This window comes from Pontibacter sp. LHS2, assembly GCF_058932845.1.
Window position 1 is genome coordinate 985,190 of record NZ_JBZYWG010000002.1, and the last position, 26,970, is coordinate 1,012,159.

A 26,970-nucleotide genomic window follows, 5' to 3' on the forward strand; every position below is an offset into this window, starting at 1 on the left:
GGGACTTTAATTTTTGAGTGATTGAGCGATTGTCAGTTGGTTAAATTCTTGATTCTTAACACACAAATCGACTAATCACTCGTTCATTCACTCTTTAACTCTCCCTCAACGGGTGCTGCTTGCCAGGCTCCAGGTACTTCCGGAACCAGTCTGTTGCTAACTGGGCGGCCATCTCCAATGCTCCCGGTTCTTCAAACAAATGGGTGGCATCAGGCACGATCTCCAGGTCCTTTAGGCATTGTAGTCGGTCTTGTGCCCACTTGTTGAGATCGAGCACCTCTTCGTCAAGTCCTCCAACAATCAGCAAAGTCGGGCTTTGTACATCAGGCAGCACCTCGTCGGCCAGGTCAGGGCGGCCGCCGCGGCTCACCACAGCATAGATGATGTCACCTCCAAGTGCAGCGGCGGCACTTAGCGCTGAGGCAGCTCCGGTACTGGCTCCAAACAGACCGATCCGAAGATCCTGAACGTGCTCCTGGTGCTGCACCCAGTTGACTGCCTCCACCAATCTGGTTGTCAGCAGCCGTATATCAAACCGATTTTCTTGTCGTTGATCTTCCTCTTCGGTAAGCAAGTCGAACAGCAATGTGGCAAAACGTGAGCGCTGCAAGTGCTCTGCCACAAAGCGATTGCGCGAGCTAAGACGGCTGCTTCCACTGCCATGCGAAAAAATCACCAGTCCCTTGGCGTTCTCCGGCACAACCAGGTCACCAGTCAGCGTTGCGTTTCCGGCCTTAATCTGAAGGCTATCGTTGAATATGAGATTTGTCATTTAGTTTGTTTTCGTTTGTAATGCTTCTGCTTACTTAATTTACGTCTTGAAATAGTAATAGTTGAAACAGTACTCACTCTCCAACCCCTTCGGCCTAAGCCTTCGTGAGCAATACGACGTATAGAAGCTATACCCAAAATTGAGACGTATGCGCAGCATTCTTATACCTTCACTAGCCTGCCTGATACTATCATCAGGTTTAATATCCTGCGGATCCGGCGACTCAGAGCAAACAATGGCTGAGCAGCCTGCGGAAGAGCACCAACGCCTGGAGGAAGTGCAGGAGGAACACATGCGCCGGGGAATCGCTCCAAATCAGGATACTGTTGCTTTCGAACAAGCCTTCTCACTTTTCATGACTGCTTTACAGTCATCTGAAGCGAGTACCCTTAACCAATTTATCCACCCTGATCATGGCCTTTGGATCATAGAACAGCCCGGCGCTATGCCTAAGATGACGCGTGTCACTGATATCCAGAATTTCAAGCGGGAGTATCAGGACAAGTCATTTTTCACTATCCGGGACGAAGTAAAAGCCTGTGACCTACAGGAGGAGGCATGGCCATCTTTTGACTGCGCAAACCTGAATTATGACAAGGGGCAATCGGGTTATAGCAAAGAAGGTTGTTTTGTGTCACATGCAGCTAAGTTTCAAAAAAGCGGTTATTGGGATTATGCCAGCCTAACTGATGCAGAGATAGAGCAGGTTAAAGCTTCTCTTCCCCTTTTAGAAAAATCCGTACTGCACACAGCTACTTCATTTGAGTTTCATTTTGGTCCTGTGGACGGTCAGTGGCGGCTGCTCTTCGCCAAACTCATCTACCCTTGCAGTGCTTGAAAATGGATTTAGTGCATGAGTAATTTCTGATTTAGGGATTAGGTGATTGAGGGATTAGTGAGAGGGGAATAAATCAATCTTCACTTCAACTTATCTTAAACGGGGCAGCAACAAAAGAAACCGGAAATTGAACTGCTAGCGTAACCGAACGTAATCTCAATCAAAAAAACACTCACTCCATCATACATACCTATGGCTTACTACCGACGCTTCGACCAGCCTGCTCCAGACCCGGCCCTTCTTGCCCGCCTGACTGAGCAGCAACGGGAAATGCAGGAGCGTATCATTATCCAAAAGCCTGATTTTGATCTGAGGCTGATTGCCGGTTGCGACTCTTCCTTTGTAGGGGAAGATCATATTCTGTCGGTGTTTGTGCTGCTCTCCTACCCAGCGCTCGAAGTACTGGAAAAGGTATGGCATTACGGGGAGGTAGAACTGCCTTACGTGCCCGGCTTCCTTTCTTTCCGCGAAGCACCAAATCTGCTCAAAGCCTACGAAAAGCTGCAGCAAAAGCCAGACCTGATCATGGTAGACGGTCATGGCATCTCACATCCCCGCCGCTTGGGTATAGCCACACACCTGGGGCTGCAACTAAATAAACCCACCATGGGCGTTGCCAAAAAAGTACTGGTTGGCAGGTATAAGGAACCCGACACACTGAAAGGTTCTATTTCACCACTAGAGTACAAAGGGGAAATTGTTGGTAACGTGCTCCGCACCAAGGATAAAGTAAAACCCGTGTTTGTATCACCTGGGCACCTGATGGATCTTGCTGCAGCAACCGACATCGCTATGGCCTGCGCCGTAAAGCACAAACTCCCTGAGCCTACAAGGCTAGCGGATCATTATGCGGCGGTATTTAAGAGTGAGGTGCGGTAGCCAGACCTCACAGTGTCTCCCAGACCTGGGAGTGTCTTAGGTCCACAAAGCAAATAAATATGCTCTCACAATAGGTATAAAGCATTATGCAAGAAACCATCCGCCTCGAACCAAACAAGCTATACCATATTTACACCCGGGGCAATAACAAAGAAACTATATTCAGAGAACCTGAAAACTATAGGTACTTTCTTCAGCTATTCAAAAAATATATTTCCTCTGTGGCTGATACTTATGCTTATTGTCTTTTACCCAATCACTTTCATTTTCTAATTAAAATGAGAGATCGCAATTATAACGAACTCGACCAACCTAACTTCATACCTGACCCACAGCGCCAATTTTCACATCTATTGAATGCTTACACCAAATCATTTAACTTGAAGTACAATAGGACTGGAAGCTTGTTTCAAGAGCGATTCAAACGAAAGGAAGTAGAATCAGAAGCTTACTTTACCAGACTTGTTTTCTACATTCATTTCAATCCTCAAAGACATTGTTTAACAGATGATTTTAGAAACTGGAAGCATTCTTCTTATTGCAGTATTTTATCAGATAATCCAACGGCTTTACATCGTCAAGAAGTTTTGGACTGGTTTGGCGGCAGGGATGCTTATATTGAATTCCATAATGAAAATGAAGAAGAGCTTCAGAACATTGGGCATTTAATTGAAGGTGATGATTAGTTGTTGCTTCGTTGCTCCTTAGACACTCACAGGTCTGGAAGACACTGTGAGGTCATCGCAGCCAGTCATTTTGTCCGCATTTACTTAAAACACTACTCTACACCCTGCCATAATTTCAGTAAAATCACCTTTAAATCCCATTGGTGTATCCTTTGCTGTGGTCCTCGTAGAACTAAAACTAAGGGGAAACAAGTAGGGATATGAACTTTAATAACTATACCATCAAAGCCCAGGAGGCCATCCAAAAGGCCACTGAGATAGCAGGTGGCTTTCAGCAGCAGGCGATCGAAACCGGGCATATTTTAAAAGCAATATTGGAGACGGACGAGAACGTCACCAACTTTTTGCTTAAGAAACTTAACATCAACGGAAACATCCTGCATACCAAGTTGGACGAAACAGTAGCGGCTTACCCGAAAGTAAGCGGCGGTAGTCCATACCTGGCCAACGACGCGGCGGCAGCCCTGCAAAAGGCGACAGCATACCTGAAAGAATTCGGAGACGAGTATGTCGCGATTGAGCACATACTGCTCGGCATCCTGGCTGGTCGTGATAAGGTGGCTGGTATTATGAAGGATGTGGGGTTCAGTGAAAAGGACCTGAAAAAAGCCATTAAGGAACTGCGTGGCGGTGCCAAGGTAACGGACCAAAACGCTGAGGCGAAGTATAACTCGCTCAAGCGCTATGCCCGCGACCTGAACGAGATGGCGCGAAACGGCAAGATCGACCCGGTGATTGGTCGAGATGAAGAAATACGTCGTGTGCTGCAGATCCTGAGCCGCCGTACCAAAAACAACCCGGTGCTGCTAGGTGAGCCTGGCGTGGGTAAGACCGCCATTGTGGAAGGTCTGGCGCAGCGCATTGTAAGTGGCGACGTGCCGGAAAACCTGAAAAACAAGACACTAATGAGCCTGGACATGGGTCTGTTGGTGGCAGGTGCCAAGTATAAAGGTGAGTTTGAAGAGCGCCTGAAAGCGGTGATCAAGGAAGTGGTAGATGCCGAGGGCGAGATTGTGCTCTTCATCGACGAGATCCATACCCTGATCGGTGCGGGTGCCGGTGGCGAGAGTGCCATGGATGCTGCCAACTTGCTCAAGCCAGCCCTGGCTCGTGGCGAGTTGCATGCCATCGGTGCGACTACGCTAAAGGAATACCAGAAGTATATTGAGAAGGACAAAGCCCTGGAGCGTCGCTTCCAGGCTGTGATGGTGGACGAGCCAAGCGTGCAGGACGCTATTTCGATCCTGCGCGGCATCAAAGACAAGTATGAAGTGCACCACGGTGTGCGCATCAAAGACGACGCTATCATTGCGGCTGTAGAGCTTTCAAACCGTTATATTACTGATCGTTTCCTGCCAGACAAGGCAATTGACCTGATGGACGAGGCTGCCGCCAAGCTGCGCATTGAGATTGACTCCCTGCCGGTGGAGCTCGACGAGATTCAGCGCCGCATCATGCAACTTGAGATTGAACGCGAAGCTATTCGCCGTGAAAATGACAAGGACAAAGAAACGGTGCTTTCCAAAGAGATTGCCGAACTCTCCACCAAACGGGATGACCTGAAGGCCAAATGGCAGAACGAAAAGCAGATCATCGAGGGCATCCAGAAAGAGAAGGAGAACATCGAAAACTATAAGCTGGAGGCCGAGCAGGCGGAGCGTTCCGGTGACTACGGCCGTGTGGCAGAATTACGCTACGGCAAGATTCAGGAAGCCGAAGCTAAGCTAAGAGAACTACAGGAGCAGGTGCACCAGATGCAGGGCGAAAATCCGATGCTGCAGGAGGAAGTGACCGCCGAAGATATTGGTGAAGTTGTTGCCAAGTGGACAGGTATACCTGTCAGCAAAATGCTGCAGAGTGACCGCGAGAAATTGCTTCACCTGGAAGCGGAACTAGGCAAGCGTGTCGCAGGTCAGGAAGAAGCCATACAGGCCATATCGGATGCCGTACGTCGCAGCCGTGCCGGTCTGCAAGACCCGAAACGTCCGATCGGTTCGTTCATCTTCCTGGGCACAACCGGTGTCGGTAAAACTGAGCTGGCCAAAGCCCTAGCTGATTACCTGTTCAACGACGAGAACGCGATGGTGCGCATCGACATGAGTGAGTACCAGGAGCGCCACGCCGTGAGCCGCATGATCGGAGCGCCTCCAGGCTACGTAGGCTACGACGAAGGTGGTCAGCTGACCGAAGCCGTTCGCCGCAAGCCGTACTCGGTGGTGCTGCTCGACGAGATCGAGAAAGCGCACCCGGATGTGTTCAACATCCTGCTGCAGGTGCTCGACGACGGTCGCCTGACCGATAGCAAAGGCCGTGTGGTGAACTTCAAGAACACGATCATCATCATGACCTCCAACATTGGGTCACAGATCATTCAGGCGAACTTTGAAAAGATGACGCCGCTGAATCAGGATGATATGTTGGAGCAGACCAAGGACGAGGTATTTGAATTGCTTAAAAAGTCAGTTAGACCCGAGTTCCTGAACCGTATCGACGAACTGGTGATGTTCCGTCCGCTGAGCCGTGGCGATATCCGCAAGATTGTAACAATTCAATTTGCGCACATCCAGGATCGTCTGGAGGAAGCAGGTATACAGCTGATCGCGACTGACGAGGTGCTGGATTACTTAGGCGAGCAGGGGTACGACCCGCAGTTTGGTGCCCGACCACTGAAGCGTGTGCTACAGCGTCAGGTGCTCAACGAACTGTCCAAAGAGATATTGGCCGGCCACATTAATAAAGATTCTGTGGTGGAGGCCGTACTAGAAAACGGACAGATTCGTTTCAACAATGTAGACATCGAATTGCCTACCGAAAAGTAAATTGATTGCGTATTAAGAGTAAAGTTTAGTTGAGCAAAAGGCCTTCCCAGATGGGAAGGCCTCTTTGTTTATGGGAACTGCAGGTATAGAACTGCCGTAACCAAAGCACGAGTCTAATTTTAGAATTTTTATAAAAGCTATACCTATGGACGAATTTATGCAACTGGCGATTGACGAAGCAAAAAAAGGCCGCAGTGAAGGCGGCATTCCAATCGGCTCGGTACTGGTGAAGGACGGCAAAGTAGTCGCCTCAGGACACAACAAACGGGTGCAGGAAGATAACCCGATCCTGCATGGCGAAATGGATTGCCTCAACAACGCCGGTCGCATCGGCAGTTATCGCAACACCGTTATCTATTCAACTCTAATGCCTTGCTACATGTGCGCGGGTACCATTGTCCAGTTCAAAATTCCGAAAGTGATCGTAGGTGAGTCCAAGACGTTTGATGGAGCGCGTGAATTCATGAAATCGCATGGCGTGGAAGTAGTGGATCTTAACCTGCCGGAATGCATCAACATGATGGAGGACTTCATAAAAGAGAAGCCCGAGCTTTGGAACGAGGATATAATGGAGTTGTAGCAAGAGTTGCTGGTAGCAAGTTTAATCTTCCCCTTTCAGCACATACATCATCGCCTGCTCCTTCTCTGCCAGGTCGAAGTAACGTATGCCGTGTTTTTTTACAGTACTCGCGAGCTTAGCTGACAACTCCTGCCACTTCTTCTCTCCGACCATCGCTACACGGCCGTAGTCCAGCCCGTGAATAATATCGAATAGTCCGTTTTCAATTGCCGCCACTGGATTTATCCAGCCCACATCCACCATTTCGTAGTAGATGTGCGTTTCCTCGTTTTTGAGCATCAGGTCACGCACCATGTTGCGGTACTTGTCAAAATCAGGTATAGACAATTCTCCTCTCACCCGCACGGCGAGTATGTTGTCATGCGTTTCAGATAGTATCTCCAGCATAATAATTTAGCGTTGGTGTAAGTACTTTCCTTTACGCACTCAGCTCTATCATGGCAAATATTCATTGGACCTATTCCTCCGTTTAGACTCAAATTCCCTATTTTGCAGCTCCGCTATACCTGCTAGCCTATGCAACTGATACGCTATACCCTGCTATTACTTTTTACACTCACACTGTTTGTCGCTCAGGCCAAAGTAGACACCCTGGTCATACAAAGCGCGTCCATGCAGAAGACGCTCAAGGCAGGCGTGGTAACCCCAGACAGCTATAAGAAGAAAAAGAGTGGCCCCTACCCTGTGCTATACCTGCTGCACGGCTACAGCGGCAACTTCAGTAACTGGCTTAAGGTTCCACCACAAAAAGACCTGCTCCAAACAATGGCTGACAAATATCAGCTTATGATCGTAACGCCCGATGGTGGCTTCAGCAGCTGGTACTACGATAGCCCGGTTGACAAGTCCAGTCAATATGAAACGTTTATTACCCAGGAACTGCGGCGGGAGATCGAGAACAGGTATAGAACTATTGCCAACCGTGAAGGCCGTTTTATTTCAGGATTGAGTATGGGGGGACATGGAGCGCTATACCTGGCGGCCCGGCACCCGGAGCTATACCTGGCAGCCGGCAGCATGAGCGGCTCTTTGAACGTATCAGGTATAGACCGCCAGAACCTCCTTCCCAGCATAGAAGCAGTGCTGGGCCCGAAAGCGCAAAACCAGCAGGTATACCAGGCCAATTCCATTGTGCACATGGTCCCGCAGCTCAAGCAAAGCGGTGTGCAATTGATAATTGACTGCGGCGTGGACGATTTCCTGATTGAGGACAACCGCGAGCTACACCGTCGCCTGGTTTACGAGAAAGTACCACACGACTACATTGAGCGCCCGGGAGCACATAGCTGGGCTTACTGGGGAAATTCCCTTGAATACCACTTACTGTTTTTCCAGAAGGCCAGGCAAGCTTTAGCTGTTCAGCCGAAGTAGGTTATTACCTAAAGGCCGGCACAACCTGCAAGCAAACAGGCTTATGCACTTCCACTTTATGATTTGTAGCCGCTAAGCGACCTGTAGTTTTATTTACTTTAAAGGATACAATGGAATTGGAGCGCTCATGGGCAACCAGCATCACATTGCCTGTTAGATCGAGCGTAAAGTCCCGTGGCCAGTCGCCACCTGCATCCTGATGCTGCACCAGTGTTAGCTTTCCGCTATCGCCATCAATTGCGTATACCACGATGCTGTTGTGTCCCCGGTTAGAGCCATACAGAAACTGCCCATCCGCCGACACTTTCACAGCTGCACAGGAGTTTTCACCTTTATAATCAGAGGGCAAAGTGCTGATGGTTTGCAATTCGCTCAAAGTACCCGTTTCACTTTCATAAGCCAGCGCAGTCATAGTGGAATTGAGCTCGTTGATGACATAGGCGAAACGGCCACTCGGGTGGAACACCATGTGCCGCGGTCCTGCGCCGGGTTTTGCAGCAAAGGCAGTTGTTTTGCCTGTCACTTCGGCTTGCTTTGAGTTCAAGGTATACCGCAAAACCTCATCCGTGCCTAAGTCCACTGAAAAAGCATACTTCCCATCCGGGCTGGGGCCAATGTAGTGTGCATGGGCTGCTTCCTGTCGTTCTTTGTTCGGACCTGACCCACTATTCGGCGGATGCACAATGGACGGGTCCCCTAAACTTCCATCTTGCTGAACAGGATAAGCCACCACATTCCCGCCTGTATAATTCGCCACCATCACAGTTTTGGCCGGTTCATCCAACGATATATGGCAAGGTGCTCCGCCATACGACGGCACTTTGTTCAGCAGCGTCAAGTCGCCCGTTTGCTGATTGATGGAAAAAGCACTCACAGCCCCACTCTCCTTCCCCTCATAATCTCCTGTTTCATTTACGGCATACAGAAAGCGTCGCTCTTTGTCCAGCGTTAGGTAAGATGGATTTTCACCAGCCTTAACACCCCGTACCTGTTCTAGTTCACCTGTTTCTGTATTCAGCGTATAGAGCCAAATACTTTCCTGATCGGATTCAGCATACGTTCCTACATAGACCATGGCATTTACAGAGTTATCACTAGATTGTACATTGACTGTGTCGGATCTTTCTTCTTGCTCAGATTGGGAGGAGTTACAGCTTGCCAGCAAGAGTGCTATACCGGCCAGCACTGCTTTCCCATAACTGCGTTGCGTGTGTTTCATATACCTTGTTATGTGTTAAACTGTAGGCTGAATACCCTAAGAAACAGAAAAAACAGGTAGCATACACCATCGATTTCACTTTAACTGGATGACACTCCGGTCGTGGCTATATATTTAACTATTTACGCTAACTGCCTTTAGCTGTCGCACAGCTCTTGCAAACTTCCCTCCTAAGCATTAATTTGCAGCTTAGCCGTTATTCCACCTTTTCATCCTTTTACTGTGTCATCGGTTTTTTCCACTTACATCGAGCTGGGCTTCCATCATATTTTTGATTTCAAAGCCTACGACCATATGCTGTTTCTACTGGCCCTTTGTGCCATCTATACCTTGAGCGATTGGCGTCAGGTAGTGGCGCTTGTGACCAGTTTCACAATTGGTCATTCCGTTACATTGGCGCTCTCCACTTTTAATATTATCAAGTTTGACACCGCCCTGATTGAATTTCTGATTCCGGTTACGATCCTATTTACCTGTTTCATCAACTTCTTTAAGCTCAACGGTGCTGCATCAAAGCAGCATCCGATCTGGTCATTCCACAACCTGCTGGCGATCACCTTCGGGCTGATTCACGGCATGGGCTTCTCTAACTTCCTGAAATCCATGCTCGGCCGTAGCGGCGATACGTGGCAACAGTTATTGGCCTTTAACATCGGCATTGAACTGGGTCAGCTTTTGATCGTAAGCATTTTGCTGGTGATCGGTTTCCTGATCATGAACCTGTTCCGGGCTAAAAAGCGTGACTGGATCCTGGTGCTATCAAGCGCAGCAGCAGGTATAGCGCTGATTCTGATGATCGAGACTAATATCTTTTAGGACGCCCCTAAACTTTACAAAACAACCTTTGCCTATACCTTCACACAAATCTAAACTCACCTTATACCTTCCATGAAAAACCTTATCAGAGGATTGGCATTTTTCGGTTTGCTGGCTGGCCCGTTTGCGGCCATAGCACAGGATACCAAATTTGGCCAGCTCGGGCAGGAACTGCCTACTCCGAACACCTACCGCACCGCTTCGGGCGCACCCGGCCACCAGTACTGGCAGCAGCGTGCCGACTATACCATTAAGGTAGAGCTAAATGACGAAAACCAGTCCGTTACCGGCTCTGAGACCATCACCTATACCAACAACTCACCGGATGTGCTCACCTACCTGTGGGTACAGCTCGACCAGAATATCTTCGAGCCAAAGTCGATGAGCAACATGACTCAAACCGGCACCCTGCAAGACAGGATGTCGACTGCGGCGATTGAGCATATTGCCCGGGAGGCTTTTGACGGCGGCTACAAAATCAGAGCGGTAAAGGATCGTGGAGGCAAAGACCTGAAGTATACCATCAACAACACCATGATGCGTATCGACCTGCCTGCTCCTCTTAAGCCAAAGCAGTCTTATACCTTCAGCATCGACTGGTTTAACTACATCAATGACCAAAAAGCGCTGGGCGGCCGTGGTGGCTACGAGTACTTCCCCGGTGATGACAACTACCTATACGAGATGGCCCAGTGGTTCCCACGCATGGCCGTGTACGACGATGTGAATGGCTGGCAGCACAAGCAGTTCCTGGGAGCTGGTGAATTTGCGCTGCCATTCGGCGACTACAAAGTGAGCATCACTGTACCTGCCGACCACATTGTAGCTTCTACAGGCGAACTGCAAAATGCCAGCCAGGTACTCACATCAGCACAGCAGAAGCGTTTTGCTGACGCCGCTAAAGCCGACAAGCCTACCCTGATCGTAACGCAGGAGGAAGCTACACAAGCCGAGAAGAACAAATCAAAAGGCAAGAAAACCTGGGTGTACAGCGCCAAAAACGTACGCGACTTTGCATGGGCCAGCTCCCGCAAGTTTATCTGGGATGCCATGAACGTGAAAGTGGGCAACCAGAATGTACTGGCCATGTCTTACTACCCCAAAGAGGCTAACCCGCTTTGGGGCCAGTACTCCACTGAGTCGGTAGCGCATACGCTCAAGGTATACTCGAAGCACACGATTGACTACCCATACCCAGTGGCTATCTCGGTTCACGGCCCGGTTGGCGGCATGGAATACCCGATGCTTTCTTTTAACGGCTATCGTCCGGAGGCTGACGGCACTTACTCGGCGAACACCAAGTATGGCCTGATCACCGTGATCATCCACGAAGTAGGTCACAACTTCTTCCCGATGATCATCAACTCCGACGAGCGCCAGTGGACTTGGATGGACGAAGGTCTGAACACCTTCATGCAATACATTGCGGAACAAGAGTGGGAAAAAGGCTATCCGTCACGCCGAGGTGAGCCGTCTCAAATCGTAGAATACATGAAGAGCGCCAAAAACACACAGGTGCCGATCATGACCAACTCAGAATCGGTGCTGCAGTTTGGCAACAATGCCTATGGCAAGCCGGCGACCGCTCTAAATGTACTGCGCGAGACCGTGATGGGCCGCGAGCTGTTTGACTATGCTTTTAAAGAGTATGCTAACCGCTGGGCCTTCAAGCACCCAATGCCAGCCGACTTCTTCCGCACCATGGAAGACGCCTCTGGCGTAGACCTCGATTGGTTTTGGAGAGGCTGGTTTTATACCACCGACCATACTGATATCGCCATCGAAGGTGTAAAATGGTTTACCATCGATTCGCAAAACCCGGACTTCGTGAACGCCCAGAAGCGCGAGCAGCAGAACAAGGCACCACAGACACTTTCACAGCAGCGCAACCTGCAAGATATCAAGCGAACCCGCCTGGATGAGCGCCCGGAGCTGGCTGACTTCTACAACAAGTATGACCCACTCACAAGCACCGCCACCGACAAGGAGCGTTACCAGCGTTTCTATGCTTCCCTATCTGACACAGAGAAGAAGGTACTGGATTCTGGTTTGAACTTCTACGAAGTAGGCTTCAAGAACCTCGGCGGACTGGTGATGCCATTGATCGTGCGGATGGAATACGAAGACGGCACTGACGAAGTGGTAAACATTCCTGCTGAGATCTGGCGCTACAATAACGAAGAGGTAACCAAGGTATTTGTGACAGAGAAGCCAGTCGTTAGCTTCACGCTGGACCCGCTCCTGCAAACAGCTGACATAGACTTGTCTAACAACAGTTACCCACGCCGTATGGCGCCATCCCGCTTCGACCTGTTCAAGCAAAACCGCCAGCAGCAGCCTAACCCAATGCAACAACAGCTTCAGGAATCAAACCGGGGCGCGGGCAATGGCAATAGCGGCTCAAATCGTTAATAAGGTATAACTACCCCCTCCCAGTAGAGGAAAACAGAAGCGCCCCGGATCAGCTGATCCGGGGCGCTTCTGTTTTATAGGTGTTACTAACAAGTTAGCAATCCGATTTACTCCATATTATACTTATCGACAAACTGCCGCTTCACACGATCGCCTTTCCGAACAAATGGACGGATAATCAGGCGTGTGCCGTTTTCATAAGTAAAGAACTTATAGATCCAGTTACTGAGCACGACGAGCTTGTTGCGGAAACCGATCAGATACATGATGTGCACAAACAGCCACGTCACCCAAGCGAAGAAACCGCCCAAATGAATATCCTTTGGCAGGTCCGCTACCGCACGGTTACGCCCGATAATCGCCAGTGAGCCCTTATCGAAGTACTCAAACTCTTCCATCTTCTCTCCTTTGATCAGGCGCTTCAGGTTCTTGGCCAGTAGTTTGCCTTGCTGTATGGCAGGCTGTGCTACCCCCGGATGTCCTTTCGGCCATTTGTCTGTTTTCATGAGGGCTATATCTCCTATCGCAAAAATATCCTCAAAACCTAGCACCTGATTGTAACGGTTCACCAGTATTCGTCCACGTTCTACAGCTTCGACAGGCAGGCCATCGATCAGCGCACCTTGTACGCCTGCTGCCCATACCAAGGTCTGAGCATGTATCTGCTCGCCGCCTTTTAGCGTGGCCACATAACCGTCGTAAGACTCAACCAGTACATTTAAGCGCACATTGATACCAAGCTCCTGCAGGTACTTCAGCGTCTTTTCACTTGACTCCGGCGACATAGGCGGCAGTACGCGGTCCATTCCTTCTATCAGGTAGATGTTCATTTTACTGAAGTCCACACCCGGATAGTCGGTAGGCAGAATGTGCTTCCGCATTTCCGCCAGTGCGCCGGCTGTCTCCACACCGGTTGGTCCTCCGCCCACGATCACGAAGTTGAGAAGGCTCTGCTGCAACAAAGGGTCCTCGGTCATGCTGGCCTGCTCGAAGCACTGTAACAACTGGCTGCGCAGGTTCAGGGCATGCGGTATCTGCTTCAGTGGGAAGGCATTCTTCTTCACTTCTTCATTTCCAAAGTAATTGGTCTTGGTACCCGTCGCGATGATGAGATAATCATATTGCAAATCGCCCACGATGGTATGGACAGTCTTTGCAATAGGATTCACACCGTTTACTTTCACTAACCGGAAGTGGAAGTCTTCGAATTCGTCGCTTCCGAACATTTTCCGGAGTGGTTCGGCAATGGAGTCTGGCTCCAGACCGGCGGTGGCTACCTGGTAAAGCAGTGGCCAGAAACCATGATAGTTCTGGCGGTCGAGCATCACGACCTGAAAATCCTTACATTTCAGTTTTTGGGCTACATTAATGCCCCCAAACCCACCGCCAATGATCACGACACGGGGTTTGGTTGTATCAGGTATATTGAGCGATAATTTATCTATATCCAGCATAAGGTGAATTTTTAACTTTTGAAAGCATACATGGCTCAAGTCAATACAGGGCCAATTAGTATACGTTTCTTTCTATATTGGGGACTAACGCAGCCTGATGTTGTTGGTTACTTTTGGTGCAATTATGGGCGTTGCGCAGCTCATCTGAGCCATAAAAAAAGCCCGGCTCAGGTATAGCTATACCTGAGCCGGGCTCCTCAAAATTCTGAAGTGATTACTTTTTATTAAACTCTCCGTTTTTGAGCATATCGAGCAGTTTGATGATCGCAAACGGGCTGACAGTCGGGAACATGTTGCGCTGTTCCTGCCGCTGCACGTGCTGCATGTTCCAGGCCCTGAAGTTGGCGTTTCCGTCCATAGGCACCGTGCTGAAAAGCTCCTCTAACCGTTTGGGGTCGAGGTTGCGCATGGCAATGGCCATCCCGTCATCCGGCAGTTTCACAGCCAGTACGGCCTCCCGGAAATCACGCTCCGTGGGCCATGGGAACACCGTTACTTCCGGCAGCTGCGTCGGGTCCTCCTGCATCTGCATAATGATAGAGTAACTCTGGCTCTGGTAGTTCTTCGGTATTTTCAGGTATTGCTTTTTGTAACCAATAGCGCTGAATACAACGCTGTCGCCGGTCAAAACGGGTACAGAGAAGAAACCGTAAGCATTGGTTTGCGCACCGCGACTGGTTTTGGGCACAAACACGTTCACGCCGGCCACCCCGTACAGGCTGTCGCCGATGGTTACGAAGCCAGTCAGCTGCACCACCCGTTTGTGGCCCTGGGCTGCCGCCTCGTTAGGCGCTCCCATCATCAGGAAAGCAAAAAAGGCCATGGGCAACAGGAAGCCGAAGGCACGTTTATTTGTAAGTAGTAGTCTTTGTAGATCGGGCATCATGTAGTACAATAATACTTCATATAATTTTATTATAGCATCTTTTGGCTAATTTTGTTCTGACACGCTTTCAAATATGAGGCTCAAACACTTCAGTCTTTCCTTCGGCGAACAGGTTCTAAAAGCACTCGCAGACGACTCGCGGCTGCGCATGCTGCACCTGATCCTGCGCAACAAGGAAATGTGCACTTCCGACCTTGAGCATGTGCTGGACTTCACCCAGACCAAGACTTCACGCCACCTCGCCTACCTGCGCAATGCCGGCTTGGTGGCACCCCGCAAGCTCGATCAATGGGTGTACTACTCCTTAAAGGAAGAAGCCTCTGATTTCGTTCAACAAATCTTCACCTACCTGGAGCGTGATGCTATGCTGCAGAAAGATCAGGAAACGTACCGCATCTTGTACTCTAATCGCGAGCTGGCCGTTAACCGTATGCAAACACGCCGCTGGACAGACAGTTAGCACTTATAAGACAAGTTTCCAGCCTATTGGTTTAAACAGTGATATAGAACTTTTAGTATAATTAGCCTGGTGCTGTTATATATTTTTTTCAAACATACCGCCCGCCAAGTCGTTTCTATTTAGCTGACCCTATAATTTCTTATGAAGCCCTACAAACATATCTTCTTTGACCTCGACCATACGCTGTGGGATTTTGAAAAAAATTCTGAAGAGACACTCTATACCTTATACCACGAGTTTGGCTTGGCTGAGTTTGGCAAGTTCGATTGCGACTCTTTTTACAAGAAGTATAAGTTTGTGAACTACCTCCTTTGGGATTTATACAATAAAGGAAAGATTGATCAGAAAGAATTGCGTGAGTCCCGCTTCGTCAAGACCCTGACTGGCCTGGGCCTGGAGCCACACCAGGTGCCGACGGGTATATCCGAAGCCTATACCGACCTGTGTCCGCAGAAGACGGCCGTTTTCCCCTATACCTTTGAGGTGCTGGACTATCTGAAACCCAAGTATGGCCTTCACATCATTACCAATGGTTTTAAGGATGTGCAGTACATCAAAATGAACGGTTCTAAGCTAACAGATTATTTCGGTGAGATCGTAACATCAGAGTGCTGCGGGTATAAGAAGCCTGATAAGCGCATATTCGAACATGCCCTAGAACGCATTCAGGTTCGCTCACAGGACTGCCTGATGATCGGCGATAACCTGGAATGCGACATTGACGGGGCCCGACTTGCAGGGATGGACCAGGTTTTCTTTAACCCGGAGAAGAGTAAAAGTAAACTCTCGCCCAAACCTACCTATCACATCCACTGCCTGAGCGAACTGCGGGCTATGTTATAGCAAAGCTATACCCCTTACAGGCCGGAAAATAAAATAATTCGCCTTACCTTTGTATAGAAGGCTGCCTCGTGCGGTCTGTCGAATGTCTTATTCTGAATCTGTAAAATATCAAAAAGAGATGGCAACAGGATTTTTTAGAGTACCAACACCAATAAACGAACCTGTAAAATCGTATGCACCGGGTTCTCCGGAGCGCGAGGAACTACAGCGCACTTATAAAGAACTTAAGTCGAAGGAAATCGATGTGCCTATGTACATCGGTGGCGACAAAGTATATACTGACAACAAGAAGCCAATGCTTCAGCCGCATGACCACCAGCACATTCTGGGTCACTTCAGCGAAGGCGATGCGTCCCACGTGGAACAGGCAATCAATGCTGCTCTGGCTGCTCGCGAAGAGTGGGCTGCCATGGGCTGGGAGCACCGTTTAAGCATCTTCCTGAAAGCCGCTGAGTTGTTGGCTGGCCCTTGGAGAGCTCGCATGAACGCAGCCACTATGCTGGGTCAGTCAAAGAACGCTTACCAGGCTGAGATCGACTCTGCCTGCGAACTGGTGGACTTCCTGCGATTCAATGCACAGTATGCCACTGAGATTTATCACATGCAGCCGGAGTCTTCTCCGGGCGTATGGAACCGCATGGAGCACCGTCCACTGGAAGGCTTTGTGTTTGCCCTGACACCGTTCAACTTCACGGCTATTGCCGGTAACCTGCCTGCTTCTGTTGCCATGATGGGTAACGTAGTGGTTTGGAAGCCAGCCCACACACAGATCTATGCTGCGCAGATGATCATGGAGCTGTTCCGCGAAGCCGGCCTTCCAGATGGCGTAATCAACTTAGTGTATGTAGACGGCCCAACGACTGGTGATGTAATCTTCAACCACGCTGATTTCGCTGGTATCCACTTCACAGGTAGCACAGGCGTTTTCCAGCATATTTGGAAGACGATCGGCACGAACATCCACAAGTATAAGTCATACCCACGCATTGTAGGCGAGACTGGTGGTAAGGACTTTATCGTAGCGCACAGCTCTGCAGATGCCAAGCAAGTAGCAACCGGTATCGTGCGTGGTGCTTTTGAGTACCAGGGCCAGAAATGCTCTGCTGCTTCCCGTGCTTATATTCCAAGCAACATCTGGGAAGACGTGAAAAACTACGTGATAGAAGACCTGAAGACCTTCAAAATGGGTCCTCCGGAAGATTTCTCTAACTTCATCAACGCGGTGATCGACGAGAAGTCCTTCGACAAGATTGCCAAGTACATCGACAACGCCAAAGAGAGCAACGAGGCGGAAGTGATCGCCGGTGGTAACTACGACAAGTCAAAAGGCTACTTCATCGAGCCAACTGTGTTGCTGTCGCATAATCCGCAGTATGTGACCATGTGCGAAGAGATCTTCGGACCGGTTATCTCGATCTACGTGTATGACGAGAACAACTTCGAAGAAACGCTGGAGCTGGTAAACTCCACTTCGCCATACGCTCTGACAGGCGCCATCTTCAGCCGTGATCGTTATGCAGCTGAGTTTGCCACAAAAAAACTGGTAAACGCTGCCGGTAACTTCTACATCAACGACAAGCCAACCGGCGCCGTGGTAGGCCAGCAGCCATTCGGTGGCGCCCGTGCTTCGGGTACCAACGACAAGGCCGGTTCTATGCTGAACCTGTTGCGCTGGGTATCTGCCCGCTCTATCAAGGAGACGTTCGTAACACCAGTAGACTACCGCTACCCGTTCCTGGGTGAGAATAAATAAGGTATAGCGTATACCTGAAACAAAAAGCACCACGCTCGTAAAGGGCGTGGTGCTTTTGCATTTGGGCTAGTATATGGCGCGAGCGTCCACGCTCGTGTCTATTATGGTGGGGCCTCTGGCCCCGTTGTAATTTTCTGCGTACTATTTCCCAAACATTAAACCTATGTCTGAGAAATACAAAATCTACAACGGCGGCCTATTCTTCATCACCCTCACCGTTGTAGGCTGGATCGATGTATTCACCAGAAGAGAATATGCCGACGAATTAGTGCAGAACCTGAACTATTGCAGCAAACACAAAGGACTGCAGGTTTACAGTTACTGTTTGATGCCCAGCCACCTGCACATGATTTGCTCGGTAGAAGACGGCAATTTAAGCGGGGTGCTCAGAGATTTTAAGAAGAGATTTTAAGAGTTATACAGCCAAACGGATCATAGCTCAGATTGAAAGCAACCCCGCTGAGAGCAGAAAGGAGTGGTTGCTATACCTGTTTCGCTACTTTAAGCAGCACAATACGCATAACAAAGAATTCCAGTTCTGGCAGCAGCATAATCATCCTATCGATTTGACGGATACGCCCATGCTGCAGCAGAAGATAAACTATATTGAGCAAAATCCGGTAGAGGCTGGCTTGGTGACCGATGCAACTTGTTATACTTTCAGCAGTGCAAATCCGGGTAGTGCTGTGATTTTGGCAGAAGTGTAAATGCAACGGGGCCAGAGGCCCCACCATAATAGACACGAGCGTGGACGCTCGCGCCATAGCCACCCCAACCCATGTCCCAACATCCACCCCGCTATACCTGATAGCAATACCTTACAATCCCCTATCTACAAACAACACCGGCTGTACACGATGCAAAATCACCGGAATTGCATTCACACTGGCCAATTCTACTTTAGAACCATTCTTAACGGTATTTACATTGGATATAGTCTTTTGATTGTTGGCTATTTATACCTAATTTTGCTCCCAAATTTCAATAAAGCATTACAGCAATATGGAAACTACTGGTACTCAGTATCTACCGTCGGACTACCTACCTATTTTGATACAATTTGCGGCAGCAATCGGCTTCGTTATTTTCGCGCTGGTGGTGACCCATTTGCTCGGTCCGAAAAGAAAAAGTGAGGTTAAAGACGCCTCTTGGGAAAGTGGTGTGGAGTCGGTTGGCGATGCACGTACCCCTATCTCTTACAAGTACTTCATCACGGCCATCCTGTTCGTGCTGTTCGATATTGAAATTATCTTCATGTACCCTTGGGCGGTGAACTTCCGCGAATTCGGTTTGGAGGGCTTCCTACCCATGATGTTATTCCTTGGCGTAATACTTGCAGGCTTCTTCTACGAAATCAAAAAAGGCATTCTCAAGTAGTTTGACACTAGTAAACTTTTACAGAGTGAACGGTGTTTTTGCAAGGGTAAATGCAGGTTAAACATTAGAATTTCAGAAACATGAGCGATACAAATAAAGATATAAACATGGTGGAGGCACCAGAGGGCCACAGCGGCGCTGGTTTCTTTGCTACTTCCTTTGAGAAAGTGATTGGTCTGGCCCGTGCGAACTCGCTTTGGCCATTGCCTTTTGCCACTTCTTGCTGCGGTATCGAGTTTATGGCGACCATGGGCTCTACCTACGACATTTCACGTTTCGGTTCGGAGCGTCCGAGCTTCTCTCCTCGTCAGGCCGACATCCTGTTGGTGATGGGTACCATCGCCAAGAAAATGGGCCCTGTTGTAAAGCAGGTATACGAGCAGATGGCGGAGCCACGCTGGGTGGTGGCCGTGGGTGCTTGCGCTACGTCAGGCGGTATCTTCGACTCGTACTCTGTGCTGCAAGGTATAGACCGCGTTGTGCCGGTGGACGTGTACGTGCCGGGTTGCCCGCCAAGACCAGAGCAGATTCTGGACGGTTTGATGCGTGTGCAGGATTTGGCCAAGAACGAATCGCTACGTCGTCGCCACTCACCTGAATACCAGGCACTTTTGGCTTCTTACAACATTAAATAAGCAGCATGAAGCTTACGAACGAAAACGTACTCGGCAAACTGATAGAGCAGTTCGGTGAAGAGAATATCTTCGACGCTTACAGCCCGGATGGCATCATGACGTTCACGACCACTCGTGAGAACATCATTGCCCTGATACAATACCTGTATGACGACAAGGACATGCAGGTACAGTTCCTGACCACGATGGCAGGTATACACTTCCCGGATCACAAAGGCCGTGAGATGTGCATGATGTACCAGTTGCATAGCCTGCGTCACAATTACCGTCTGCGCATTAAGGTATTCGTGCCTGCGGAAGACCCGATATTGCCGACGCTGACCAATATTTACGCCACCGCCAACTGGATGGAGCGTGAGGCCTATGACTTTTACGGTTTCATCTTTACCGGTCACCCGAACCTGATCCGCATCCTCAACATCGAGGAGATGGAGTACCACCCGATGCTCAAGCAGTATCCGCTGGAAGACCAGACAAGGGAAGACAAAATCGATACGTATTTCGGACGCTAAGCCAGATAAACCACTATGGCTACTGATAATAAAACAGCTGATACTGACCAGTTGCAGGAATTCCGCGACAACCGCGACCTGAAACTGCAGGACAAAAAGAACGAGAACCTGACGACCCTGAACCTGGGTCCGACGCACCCGGCGACACACGGTATCTTCCAGAACATCCTGCAGATGGACGGAGAGGTAATCATGGACGCTGTGCCGACCATCGGGTATATACACCGTGCTTTCGAAAAGATTGCCGAGCGCAGACCGTTCTACCAGATTACACCGCTGACCGACCGCATGAACTACTGCTCGTCCCCTATCAACAACATGGGGTACCACATGACAGTAGAGAAACTGCTAGGTATAGAGATTCCAAAGCGTGCCCAGTACATCCGTGTAATTATGATGGAGCTGGCCCGTATTTCCGACCACCTGATCTGTAACTCGATCTTGGGTGTGGACTCCGGCGCTTTCACCGGCTTCCTGTACGTGATGCAGGAGCGTGAGCACATTTACGACATCTACGAAGAGGTATGCGGTGCCCGTCTGACGACCAACATGGGTCGTATTGGCGGTATGGAGCGTGACCTGTCGCCGAAGGCTTTGCACCTGATTGGTGAGTTCCTGAAGCGCTTCCCGAAGGTATGGGCGGAGTTTGAGAAAATGCTGACCCGCAACCGTATCTTCATCGACAGAACGACAGGAGTTGGTGCTATCACCGCGGAACGTGCCTTGAACTACGGTTTCACAGGTCCAAACCTGCGTGCCACTGGCGTTGACTACGACGTGCGCGTGATGAACCCTTACTCTTCTTACGAGGACTTCGAGTTTGAAATACCGGTTGGCGAGAAAGGCGATACCTACGACCGCTTCTTAGTAAGAAACGAAGAGGTATGGCAGAGCTTGAAAATCATTGAGCAGGCTTACAAAAACCTGCCGGAAGGCTCATACCATGCCGATGCACCGCATTACTACCTGCCTCCAAAACAAGAAGTATACACCAACATGGAAGCGCTTATCTATCACTTTAAGATTGTGATGGGCGAGATTGACGCTCCGAAAGGTGAGGTATACCACAGCGTGGAAGGCGGCAATGGCGAGCTAGGTTTTTACCTAATAAGCGATGGCGGCAGAACACCGTACCGTTTGCACTTCAGAAGACCTTGCTTTATTTACTACCAGGCATACACCGAGATGATTAAAGGCGGTCAGCTGGCCGACGCTATCTTAACGCTGTCTAGCCTGAATGTGATTGCAGGGGAACTCGACGCTTAATACATTATTATAAATATCATCTAACATCGGTTCTTGGCCGATGATACTTACAAAGATGGCAGAGACTATAAACGCATTTAAGTTTTCTGATAAGGCCCTTGCTGAGATTCAGCGCTATATCAGCCATTACCCGGAAGGACGCCAGAAGTCTGCCCTGTTGCCTGCCCTGCACGTTGCACAGGCGGAAAACAACGGCTGGGTGAGCCCGGAGGCAATGGACGCGATTGCTGAAATTCTAAATATACAGCCAATTGAGGTATACGAAGTAGCTACTTTCTATACCATGTTCAACCTGAAGCCGGTTGGCAAGCACGTGCTCGAGGTATGCCGCACAGGCCCTTGCTGCCTACGTGGTGCTGACCAGATGATTGAGACGTTCAAGCAAAAACTCAACATCGAGGAAGGCGAAACAACATCTGACGGTATGTTTACACTGAAGCCAGTAGAATGCCTTGCTTCTTGCGGAACAGGCCCTATGCTGCAGGTGCGCGAAACCTATTACGAGAATCTGGACAGCGAAGAAGCGGTGGACCAGTTCATCGAGATGATGCGCAACAAAGAAGTGGAAACGCCTGAGTGGGCGAAGTAATTCATTGATAAATCAGGCAGCCTGCCTTAACAAAGCGACTGCCGAGCTATATATCCTGTTACAATGGGAATCAAGATATTAACCGAACATATTAACGTACCGGGTATCGAAACCCTGGAGGTGTATCGCAAGCATGGCGGCTACCGCTCGGTAGAGAAAGCCATCAAAACGATGACCCCGGACGAGGTGGTGGAAGAAGTGAAGACATCCGGCCTGCGTGGTCGTGGTGGCGCTGGCTTCCCGGCCGGTATGAAGTGGAGCTTTTTGGCTAAGCCGGAAGGTGTTCCGCGTTACTTAGTTTGCAACGCCGACGAATCGGAGCCGGGCACTTTCAAGGACCGCGTGTTCATGGAGAAAAACCCGCACGCCCTGATCGAAGGTATGATCACATCAAGCTATGCGCTGGGTGCGAACACGTCTTATATATACATCCGCGGTGAGTTGTTATTTGTCCTGCGCATTCTGGAGAAAGCAATCGCTGAGGCTTACGCAGCCGGCTTGCTTGGCAAGAACATTCTGGGCTCAGGCTATGACCTGGACCTGCATGTGGCGCCAGGTGGAGGTGCGTATATTTGTGGTGAAGAGACTGCTCTGCTAGAATCACTGGAAGGTAAGCGTGGCAACCCACGTAACAAGCCTCCATTCCCGGCGGTGAAAGGTTTGTTCCAATCACCGACAGTGGTAAACAACGTGGAGACCATCGCGTCTGTGCCATGGATAGTAAACAACTCTGGTGCGGAGTATGCCAAAATTGGTGTAGGCCGTAGCACAGGTACGAAGCTGATTTCTGCCAGCGGTAACATCAACCGTCCGGGCGTATATGAAATCGAGCTGGGTGTTCCAGTTGAAGAATTTATCTACTCTGACGAGTACTGCGGTGGTATCTGGAAAGGCAAACAACTGAAGGCCGTCGTGCCGGGAGGTTCTTCTGTTCCCATTTTGCCAGCTAATCTAATATTGAAAACAGCTGCCGGTGAAGACCGACTGATGACCTACGAATCACTGTCTGACGGTGGTTTTGTGAGCGGCTCTATGCTGGGTTCAGGTGCCTTTATCGTGTTCGACGAAGACCAGTGCATCGTGCGTAACACGTGGAACTATGCCCGTTTCTATCACCACGAGTCATGCGGACAGTGCAGCCCTTGCCGCGAAGGTACAGGCTGGATGGAGCGTGTGCTTCACCGCATTGAATACGGCCACGGCCATCAGCAGGACATCGACCTGTTGGTAAGTGTAGCCAAGCAAATCGAAGGTAACACCATCTGCCCACTGGGTGACGCAGCCGCATGGCCAGTAGCCAGCGCGATCCGTCACTTCCGTGAGGAGTTCGAGTGGCACATCAAGCACCCGCAGGAAGCAACAGCTCCGGGCGCGGTGTACAGAGGACAACTGGCTGCAGCTACTGTGTAATTGACAAGAATATTGTCTCTTCTGTCATTCTGAAAGAAACTTGGTCGAAATAGAGGCCCCCTACCCCCGTAGGTTAAGCCTCTGCAACTTGCCAACAAGATCCTTATAGGATGATAAAATGAGAGGATATAAATAAGATTCCTGTAAAGGGAAGTATAGCTTAAATCGTTTGTTGCGAGGCTTCACGAAAAACGAGCAACGAATAACGAATAACGAATTAAAAGATGGCTAAAATAACATTTGACGGCATCGAGGTAGAAGTAGAAGATGGAACCACCATCCTACAGGCCGCCCGTAAAATCGGTGGTGATGTAGTGCCTCCTGCCATGTGTTTTTATACCCCGCTGAAAGGCAGTGGCGGTAAGTGCCGTGTGTGCCTGGTAAAGGTAACGCAGGGTTCTGCCCGCGATCCACGCCCTATGCCGAAACTGGTTGCTTCATGCATTACACCAGTGCAAGACGGCATGGTAGTGGAAAACACAACCAACGAAGAAGTACTGAACGCCCGCAAAGGCATTGTGGAGATGTTGCTGATCAACCACCCGCTGGATTGCCCTGTATGCGACCAGGCTGGTGAGTGCGACCTGCAGAACCTGTCCTACGAGCACGGTGTGAGCGCTACACGTTACGAAGAACCGCGCCGTACTTTCGATAGAGTAGACTTGGGTCCTTATATCCAACTGCACATGACGCGCTGCATTCTGTGCTACCGCTGTGTATATACCGCCGACCAGATCACTGAGAAGCGTGTGCATGGTGTCCTAGGCCGTGGCGATGCTGCAGAGATTGGTACTTACATCGAGAACGTAATCGACAACGATTTCTCTGGAAACGTGATCGACGTGTGCCCTGTAGGTGCATTGACAGATAAGACTTGGCGCTTTAAGAACCGCGTGTGGTTCACGAAGCCGATGAATGCGCACCGCGACTGCCCTACTTGCAGTGGTAAAGTAACCCTGTGGGGCCGTGGTGACACGGTACTGCGCGTAACGGCTCGCAAGGACGAGTATGCCGAGGTGGAAGAGTTCATTTGCAATACCTGCCGCTTCGATAAGAAGGAGATGACGGACTGGACCATCGAAGGACCGCGCCACATCGACAGAGGTTCTGTGATATCAGCCAACCACTACGAATTGCCTGTAGTGAACGTGCCGATCGTACCGAACCTGCCTAAATCTACTGTTAAAAAAATGCCAACGGAATAAAGCATGGATTCTGTAGTTCTCATTTACAAGGGTATTTACATTCTGGCCATTTTCGGTATTTCACTACTGATTGCGACCTACTCTACTTATTTTGAGCGTAAGATCGCCGCTTTTATTCAGGACCGTGTAGGCCCGAACAGAGCGGGTCCGATGGGTTTGCTGCAGCCGTTAGCTGATGCTGGCAAGCTGTTCTTCAAAGAAGAATTTATACCTGCCAAAGCGAATAAGATGCTCTTCATTCTCGGCCCAGGTATAGCGATGCTTGTGGCAGCTATGTCGAGTGCGGTTATTCCTTTTGGCGATACGCTTATTTTAGGAGAAACAACCTTTGACCTGATTGCCATTGACGTGAACATCGGCGTGCTCTACATCTTTGGTGTGGTTTCGCTGGGTGTGTATGGTCTGATGATCGGTGGCTGGGCTTCTAACAACAAATTCTCGTTGCTGGGCGCTATTCGTGCAGCTTCGCAGAACATTTCGTATGAACTGGCCATGGGTCTGTCACTTATAGCGGTACTGATGCTGAGCGGCTCCCTATCACTGAAAGTAATTGCAGAACAACAGGCGGGCTTTAACTGGAACATCTGGTATCAGCCGCTGGGCTTCCTGATTTTCCTGATCTGCGCTTTTGCTGAGACCAACAGAACACCATTCGACTTACCTGAATCGGAAGCCGAACTTATTGGTGGTTACCACACCGAGTATAGCTCCATGAAACTGGGTATGTACCTGTTTGCGGAGTATATCAACATCTTTGTGGCTTCGGCTGTTATGGCGACATTGTACTTCGGCGCTTACAACTTCCCGTTCATGGACAACCTGCGCAATGCGTTTGAGGATCCTGTTTTGGGTAACAACGTGGTGACCATACTAGGTGTTGGGGTAATGTTTGCGAAAATCTTCGCTTTCATCTTCTTCTTCATGTGGGTACGCTGGACATTGCCACGTTTCCGCTACGACCAGTTGATGAAGTTGGGCTGGAACATCCTGATTCCGCTGGCGATTTTGAATATCCTGCTCACGGGCGGAGGCATTCTACTCTACGACTATTTTACAAAAGGATAACGACATTTGAATGTTGCCATGCCAGGCACTGTTATAGCCAGACAGCATAGACAGCAATCATAATCGAGATATAATGGAACCACTATCTAATAGAAAGAAAAATGTAGCACAAAAGGAGATGACGCTCTCTGAGCGCATGTACCTGCCTGCTATTGCGCAAGGTCTTGGTATTACACTGAAGCACTTCTTCAAGAAGAAGGCGACAATAAACTACCCGGAAGAGACGCGCACGCGCAGTGACATATGGCGTGGTCTGCACGTGCTGAAGCGCGACGAGAACGGTGCTGAGCGTTGCACGGCCTGTGGTCTATGCGCTGTGGCCTGCCCTGCCGAAGCTATCACAATGACAGCTGGTGAGCGCAAGAAAGGCGAAGAGCACCTGTACCGTGAGGAGAAGTACGCCGTGACCTACGAAGTAAACATGCTGCGTTGCATTTTCTGCGGACTGTGCGAAGAAGCCTGCCCGAAAGCGGCCATCTTCTTGCAGGACGATAAATTGGCTCCTGCCCGTTACGAGCGCGACGAATTCATTTACGGTAAAGACCGCTTGGTAGAACCGTTGAAAACCACTGAAACCAAATAATCCGATGACAGAGAGTCTGTTTTTCTTTTTTGCTTCGCTGACACTGCTTTGCGCCGTGATGGTTGTGATTTCTAAGAACCCTGTGTACAGTGTAATCTTCCTGATCCTGACATTCTTCACAATATCAGCACACTACATTCTACTAAATGCCCAGTTTCTGGCAGCGGTAAACATCATCGTATATGCAGGGGCCATCATGGTACTTTTCCTGTTCGTACTGATGTTCATCAACACAGGCAAAAACGTGGAAGGTACCCTTAAACGAAATGTACTGGCCAAAATAGCGGGTACTGTAGCAGGTGGATTGCTGTTCACAGTGGTAGTAGCTGCCTTGAAAGATGTGACGTTAGGCCACCCAGATCCAGCCACCTTCAATTCGCAGGTAGGCATGGTAGAGAACCTGGGCAAGGTGCTGTTTACGAAGTACATGCTGCCGTTCCAGTTAGTAGCGGTATTATTCCTGGTATCGATGGTGGGTGCCGTGATGATTGGCAAAAGAGAAGCGGGAGAGCAGAACTTCTAAGCGAGGTATACTTTCAA

28 protein-coding genes are annotated in these 26,970 nt (G+C 49.6%); 23 read left to right on the forward strand and 5 right to left on the reverse strand.

All coding sequences use genetic code 11. The features are described 5' to 3' along the window. Positions 1-94: 94 nt before the first annotated feature. Complete coding sequence (locus AC5FX6_RS12790; RefSeq protein WP_493597442.1) at positions 95-772, reverse strand: dienelactone hydrolase family protein; 678 nt, start codon at positions 770-772, stop codon at positions 95-97. Positions 773-920: 148 nt separating this feature from the next. Here AC5FX6_RS12790 and AC5FX6_RS12795 point away from each other — a divergent pair, with 148 nt between their 5' ends. The 5 genes from AC5FX6_RS12795 (at position 921) to AC5FX6_RS12815 (ending at position 6,574) form a co-directional block, all read left to right on the forward strand. Then, positions 921-1,610 (forward strand): hypothetical protein, encoded by a 690-nt coding sequence (locus AC5FX6_RS12795; protein ID WP_493597443.1) that lies wholly within the window; start codon positions 921-923, stop codon positions 1,608-1,610. Between the two features lie 192 nt (positions 1,611-1,802). Then, positions 1,803-2,489, forward strand: a complete 687-nt coding sequence (gene nfi / locus AC5FX6_RS12800) for a deoxyribonuclease V (protein ID WP_493597444.1) — start codon at positions 1,803-1,805, stop codon at positions 2,487-2,489. Between the two features lie 86 nt (positions 2,490-2,575). After that, positions 2,576-3,175: a transposase gene (locus AC5FX6_RS12805; RefSeq protein ID WP_493597445.1), complete on the forward strand. Its 600-nt coding sequence runs from the start codon at positions 2,576-2,578 to the stop codon at positions 3,173-3,175. Positions 3,176-3,375: 200 nt separating this feature from the next. Further along, on the forward strand, positions 3,376-5,994 hold the full coding sequence (gene clpB / locus AC5FX6_RS12810) for an ATP-dependent chaperone ClpB (protein WP_493597446.1): 2,619 nt from the start codon (positions 3,376-3,378) through the stop codon (positions 5,992-5,994). 145 nt (positions 5,995-6,139) lie between these two features. After that, positions 6,140-6,574 carry a nucleoside deaminase gene (locus AC5FX6_RS12815; RefSeq protein WP_493597447.1) on the forward strand — a complete coding sequence of 145 codons (435 nt, stop codon included), beginning with the start codon at positions 6,140-6,142 and terminating at the stop codon, positions 6,572-6,574. Positions 6,575-6,595: 21 nt separating this feature from the next. Here AC5FX6_RS12815 and AC5FX6_RS12820 read toward each other — a convergent pair whose 3' ends face one another. Further along, positions 6,596-6,961: a SpoIIAA family protein gene (locus AC5FX6_RS12820; protein WP_493597448.1), complete on the reverse strand. Its 366-nt coding sequence runs from the start codon at positions 6,959-6,961 to the stop codon at positions 6,596-6,598. Between the two features lie 129 nt (positions 6,962-7,090). On the opposite strand from AC5FX6_RS12820, the gene AC5FX6_RS12825 reads away from it, so the two are divergent. Then, positions 7,091-7,945 (forward strand): alpha/beta hydrolase, encoded by an 855-nt coding sequence (locus AC5FX6_RS12825; RefSeq protein ID WP_493597449.1) that lies wholly within the window; start codon positions 7,091-7,093, stop codon positions 7,943-7,945. Positions 7,946-7,949: 4 nt separating this feature from the next. Here the strand turns inward: AC5FX6_RS12825 and AC5FX6_RS12830 are convergent, their stop codons facing one another. Continuing rightward, on the reverse strand, positions 7,950-9,164 hold the full coding sequence (locus tag AC5FX6_RS12830; protein ID WP_493597450.1) for a lactonase family protein: 1,215 nt from the start codon (positions 9,162-9,164) through the stop codon (positions 7,950-7,952). A 222-nt stretch (positions 9,165-9,386) separates the two neighbouring features. On the opposite strand from AC5FX6_RS12830, the gene AC5FX6_RS12835 reads away from it, so the two are divergent. Both AC5FX6_RS12835 and AC5FX6_RS12840 read left to right on the forward strand, forming a co-directional pair. After that, a complete protein-coding gene (locus AC5FX6_RS12835) occupies positions 9,387-9,980 on the forward strand; it encodes a HupE/UreJ family protein (protein ID WP_493597451.1) in 594 nt (197 codons plus the stop codon). Between the two features lie 72 nt (positions 9,981-10,052). Further along, the gene (locus tag AC5FX6_RS12840; protein ID WP_493597452.1) at positions 10,053-12,392 is read left to right on the forward strand and encodes a M1 family metallopeptidase; all 2,340 of its coding nucleotides are present in this window, start codon (positions 10,053-10,055) and stop codon (positions 12,390-12,392) included. A gap of 107 nt (positions 12,393-12,499) precedes the next feature. Here AC5FX6_RS12840 and AC5FX6_RS12845 read toward each other — a convergent pair whose 3' ends face one another. Beyond that, positions 12,500-13,846: an NAD(P)/FAD-dependent oxidoreductase gene (locus AC5FX6_RS12845; RefSeq protein WP_493597453.1), complete on the reverse strand. Its 1,347-nt coding sequence runs from the start codon at positions 13,844-13,846 to the stop codon at positions 12,500-12,502. Positions 13,847-14,060: 214 nt separating this feature from the next. Next, positions 14,061-14,732 (reverse strand): carboxypeptidase-like regulatory domain-containing protein, encoded by a 672-nt coding sequence (locus tag AC5FX6_RS12850; RefSeq protein WP_493597454.1) that lies wholly within the window; start codon positions 14,730-14,732, stop codon positions 14,061-14,063. Positions 14,733-14,805: 73 nt separating this feature from the next. On the opposite strand from AC5FX6_RS12850, the gene AC5FX6_RS12855 reads away from it, so the two are divergent. From AC5FX6_RS12855 to AC5FX6_RS12925, 15 genes are all read left to right on the forward strand, one after another. Further along, on the forward strand, positions 14,806-15,192 hold the full coding sequence (locus tag AC5FX6_RS12855; protein ID WP_196117194.1) for an ArsR/SmtB family transcription factor: 387 nt from the start codon (positions 14,806-14,808) through the stop codon (positions 15,190-15,192). A gap of 141 nt (positions 15,193-15,333) precedes the next feature. After that, a complete protein-coding gene (locus tag AC5FX6_RS12860; RefSeq protein WP_493597455.1) occupies positions 15,334-16,035 on the forward strand; it encodes a YjjG family noncanonical pyrimidine nucleotidase in 702 nt (233 codons plus the stop codon). Between the two features lie 118 nt (positions 16,036-16,153). Beyond that, positions 16,154-17,788 carry an L-glutamate gamma-semialdehyde dehydrogenase gene (gene pruA, locus AC5FX6_RS12865; protein WP_493597456.1) on the forward strand — a complete coding sequence of 545 codons (1,635 nt, stop codon included), beginning with the start codon at positions 16,154-16,156 and terminating at the stop codon, positions 17,786-17,788. A 163-nt stretch (positions 17,789-17,951) separates the two neighbouring features. Further along, the gene (locus AC5FX6_RS12870) at positions 17,952-18,200 is read left to right on the forward strand and encodes a transposase (protein ID WP_493597457.1); all 249 of its coding nucleotides are present in this window, start codon (positions 17,952-17,954) and stop codon (positions 18,198-18,200) included. Between the two features lie 67 nt (positions 18,201-18,267). Beyond that, positions 18,268-18,495: a transposase gene (locus AC5FX6_RS12875; RefSeq protein ID WP_493597458.1), complete on the forward strand. Its 228-nt coding sequence runs from the start codon at positions 18,268-18,270 to the stop codon at positions 18,493-18,495. A gap of 295 nt (positions 18,496-18,790) precedes the next feature. Then, complete coding sequence (locus AC5FX6_RS12880; RefSeq protein ID WP_196117186.1) at positions 18,791-19,165, forward strand: NADH-quinone oxidoreductase subunit A; 375 nt, start codon at positions 18,791-18,793, stop codon at positions 19,163-19,165. A gap of 80 nt (positions 19,166-19,245) precedes the next feature. Continuing rightward, a complete protein-coding gene (locus AC5FX6_RS12885; RefSeq protein ID WP_007655226.1) occupies positions 19,246-19,800 on the forward strand; it encodes an NADH-quinone oxidoreductase subunit B in 555 nt (184 codons plus the stop codon). Positions 19,801-19,805: 5 nt separating this feature from the next. After that, positions 19,806-20,312 (forward strand): NADH-quinone oxidoreductase subunit C, encoded by a 507-nt coding sequence (locus tag AC5FX6_RS12890; RefSeq protein WP_493597459.1) that lies wholly within the window; start codon positions 19,806-19,808, stop codon positions 20,310-20,312. Positions 20,313-20,327: 15 nt separating this feature from the next. Then, a complete protein-coding gene (gene nuoD, locus AC5FX6_RS12895) occupies positions 20,328-21,578 on the forward strand; it encodes an NADH dehydrogenase (quinone) subunit D (RefSeq protein WP_493597460.1) in 1,251 nt (416 codons plus the stop codon). 55 nt (positions 21,579-21,633) lie between these two features. Further along, positions 21,634-22,167 carry an NADH-quinone oxidoreductase subunit NuoE gene (gene nuoE, locus AC5FX6_RS12900; RefSeq protein WP_493597461.1) on the forward strand — a complete coding sequence of 178 codons (534 nt, stop codon included), beginning with the start codon at positions 21,634-21,636 and terminating at the stop codon, positions 22,165-22,167. Positions 22,168-22,230: 63 nt separating this feature from the next. Continuing rightward, positions 22,231-23,577, forward strand: coding sequence for an NADH-quinone oxidoreductase subunit NuoF (nuoF, locus tag AC5FX6_RS12905; protein ID WP_493597462.1), 1,347 nt, complete (start codon positions 22,231-22,233; stop codon positions 23,575-23,577). A gap of 224 nt (positions 23,578-23,801) precedes the next feature. Further along, on the forward strand, positions 23,802-24,782 hold the full coding sequence (locus AC5FX6_RS12910; RefSeq protein ID WP_493597463.1) for an NADH-quinone oxidoreductase subunit G: 981 nt from the start codon (positions 23,802-23,804) through the stop codon (positions 24,780-24,782). A gap of 3 nt (positions 24,783-24,785) precedes the next feature. Then, positions 24,786-25,847 carry an NADH-quinone oxidoreductase subunit NuoH gene (nuoH, locus tag AC5FX6_RS12915; protein WP_493597464.1) on the forward strand — a complete coding sequence of 354 codons (1,062 nt, stop codon included), beginning with the start codon at positions 24,786-24,788 and terminating at the stop codon, positions 25,845-25,847. 73 nt (positions 25,848-25,920) lie between these two features. After that, the gene (locus tag AC5FX6_RS12920) at positions 25,921-26,430 is read left to right on the forward strand and encodes a NuoI/complex I 23 kDa subunit family protein (protein WP_493597465.1); all 510 of its coding nucleotides are present in this window, start codon (positions 25,921-25,923) and stop codon (positions 26,428-26,430) included. 4 nt (positions 26,431-26,434) lie between these two features. After that, the gene (locus AC5FX6_RS12925; protein ID WP_493597466.1) at positions 26,435-26,953 is read left to right on the forward strand and encodes an NADH-quinone oxidoreductase subunit J family protein; all 519 of its coding nucleotides are present in this window, start codon (positions 26,435-26,437) and stop codon (positions 26,951-26,953) included. The last annotated feature ends 17 nt before the right edge of the window (positions 26,954-26,970 follow it).

Excerpts from the sequence above, each read along its gene's own strand:
- clpB (WP_493597446.1), top strand. The coding sequence starts at position 3,376 with ATGAACTTTAATAACTATACCATCAAAGCCCAGGAGGCCATCCAAAAG.
- AC5FX6_RS12920 (WP_493597465.1), top strand. The coding sequence starts at position 25,921 with ATGGAACCACTATCTAATAGAAAGAAAAATGTAGCACAAAAGGAGATG.
- nuoD (WP_493597460.1), top strand. The coding sequence starts at position 20,328 with ATGGCTACTGATAATAAAACAGCTGATACTGACCAGTTGCAGGAATTC.
- AC5FX6_RS12910 (WP_493597463.1), top strand. The coding sequence starts at position 23,802 with ATGGCTAAAATAACATTTGACGGCATCGAGGTAGAAGTAGAAGATGGA.
- AC5FX6_RS12820 (WP_493597448.1), bottom strand. The coding sequence starts at position 6,961 with ATGCTGGAGATACTATCTGAAACGCATGACAACATACTCGCCGTGCGG.
- AC5FX6_RS12890 (WP_493597459.1), top strand. The coding sequence starts at position 19,806 with ATGAAGCTTACGAACGAAAACGTACTCGGCAAACTGATAGAGCAGTTC.
- AC5FX6_RS12790 (WP_493597442.1), bottom strand. The coding sequence starts at position 772 with ATGACAAATCTCATATTCAACGATAGCCTTCAGATTAAGGCCGGAAAC.
- AC5FX6_RS12855 (WP_196117194.1), top strand. The coding sequence starts at position 14,806 with ATGAGGCTCAAACACTTCAGTCTTTCCTTCGGCGAACAGGTTCTAAAA.
- AC5FX6_RS12805 (WP_493597445.1), top strand. The coding sequence starts at position 2,576 with ATGCAAGAAACCATCCGCCTCGAACCAAACAAGCTATACCATATTTAC.
- AC5FX6_RS12840 (WP_493597452.1), top strand. The coding sequence starts at position 10,053 with ATGAAAAACCTTATCAGAGGATTGGCATTTTTCGGTTTGCTGGCTGGC.
- AC5FX6_RS12850 (WP_493597454.1), bottom strand. The coding sequence starts at position 14,732 with ATGATGCCCGATCTACAAAGACTACTACTTACAAATAAACGTGCCTTC.
- AC5FX6_RS12870 (WP_493597457.1), top strand. The coding sequence starts at position 17,952 with ATGTCTGAGAAATACAAAATCTACAACGGCGGCCTATTCTTCATCACC.
- AC5FX6_RS12845 (WP_493597453.1), bottom strand. The coding sequence starts at position 13,846 with ATGCTGGATATAGATAAATTATCGCTCAATATACCTGATACAACCAAA.
- AC5FX6_RS12830 (WP_493597450.1), bottom strand. The coding sequence starts at position 9,164 with ATGAAACACACGCAACGCAGTTATGGGAAAGCAGTGCTGGCCGGTATA.
- nfi (WP_493597444.1), top strand. The coding sequence starts at position 1,803 with ATGGCTTACTACCGACGCTTCGACCAGCCTGCTCCAGACCCGGCCCTT.
- AC5FX6_RS12795 (WP_493597443.1), top strand. The coding sequence starts at position 921 with ATGCGCAGCATTCTTATACCTTCACTAGCCTGCCTGATACTATCATCA.
- AC5FX6_RS12885 (WP_007655226.1), top strand. The coding sequence starts at position 19,246 with ATGAGCGATACAAATAAAGATATAAACATGGTGGAGGCACCAGAGGGC.
- pruA (WP_493597456.1), top strand. The coding sequence starts at position 16,154 with ATGGCAACAGGATTTTTTAGAGTACCAACACCAATAAACGAACCTGTA.
- nuoE (WP_493597461.1), top strand. The coding sequence starts at position 21,634 with ATGGCAGAGACTATAAACGCATTTAAGTTTTCTGATAAGGCCCTTGCT.
- AC5FX6_RS12825 (WP_493597449.1), top strand. The coding sequence starts at position 7,091 with ATGCAACTGATACGCTATACCCTGCTATTACTTTTTACACTCACACTG.
- AC5FX6_RS12860 (WP_493597455.1), top strand. The coding sequence starts at position 15,334 with ATGAAGCCCTACAAACATATCTTCTTTGACCTCGACCATACGCTGTGG.
- AC5FX6_RS12925 (WP_493597466.1), top strand. The coding sequence starts at position 26,435 with ATGACAGAGAGTCTGTTTTTCTTTTTTGCTTCGCTGACACTGCTTTGC.
- AC5FX6_RS12880 (WP_196117186.1), top strand. The coding sequence starts at position 18,791 with ATGGAAACTACTGGTACTCAGTATCTACCGTCGGACTACCTACCTATT.
- nuoF (WP_493597462.1), top strand. The coding sequence starts at position 22,231 with ATGGGAATCAAGATATTAACCGAACATATTAACGTACCGGGTATCGAA.
- AC5FX6_RS12815 (WP_493597447.1), top strand. The coding sequence starts at position 6,140 with ATGGACGAATTTATGCAACTGGCGATTGACGAAGCAAAAAAAGGCCGC.
- nuoH (WP_493597464.1), top strand. The coding sequence starts at position 24,786 with ATGGATTCTGTAGTTCTCATTTACAAGGGTATTTACATTCTGGCCATT.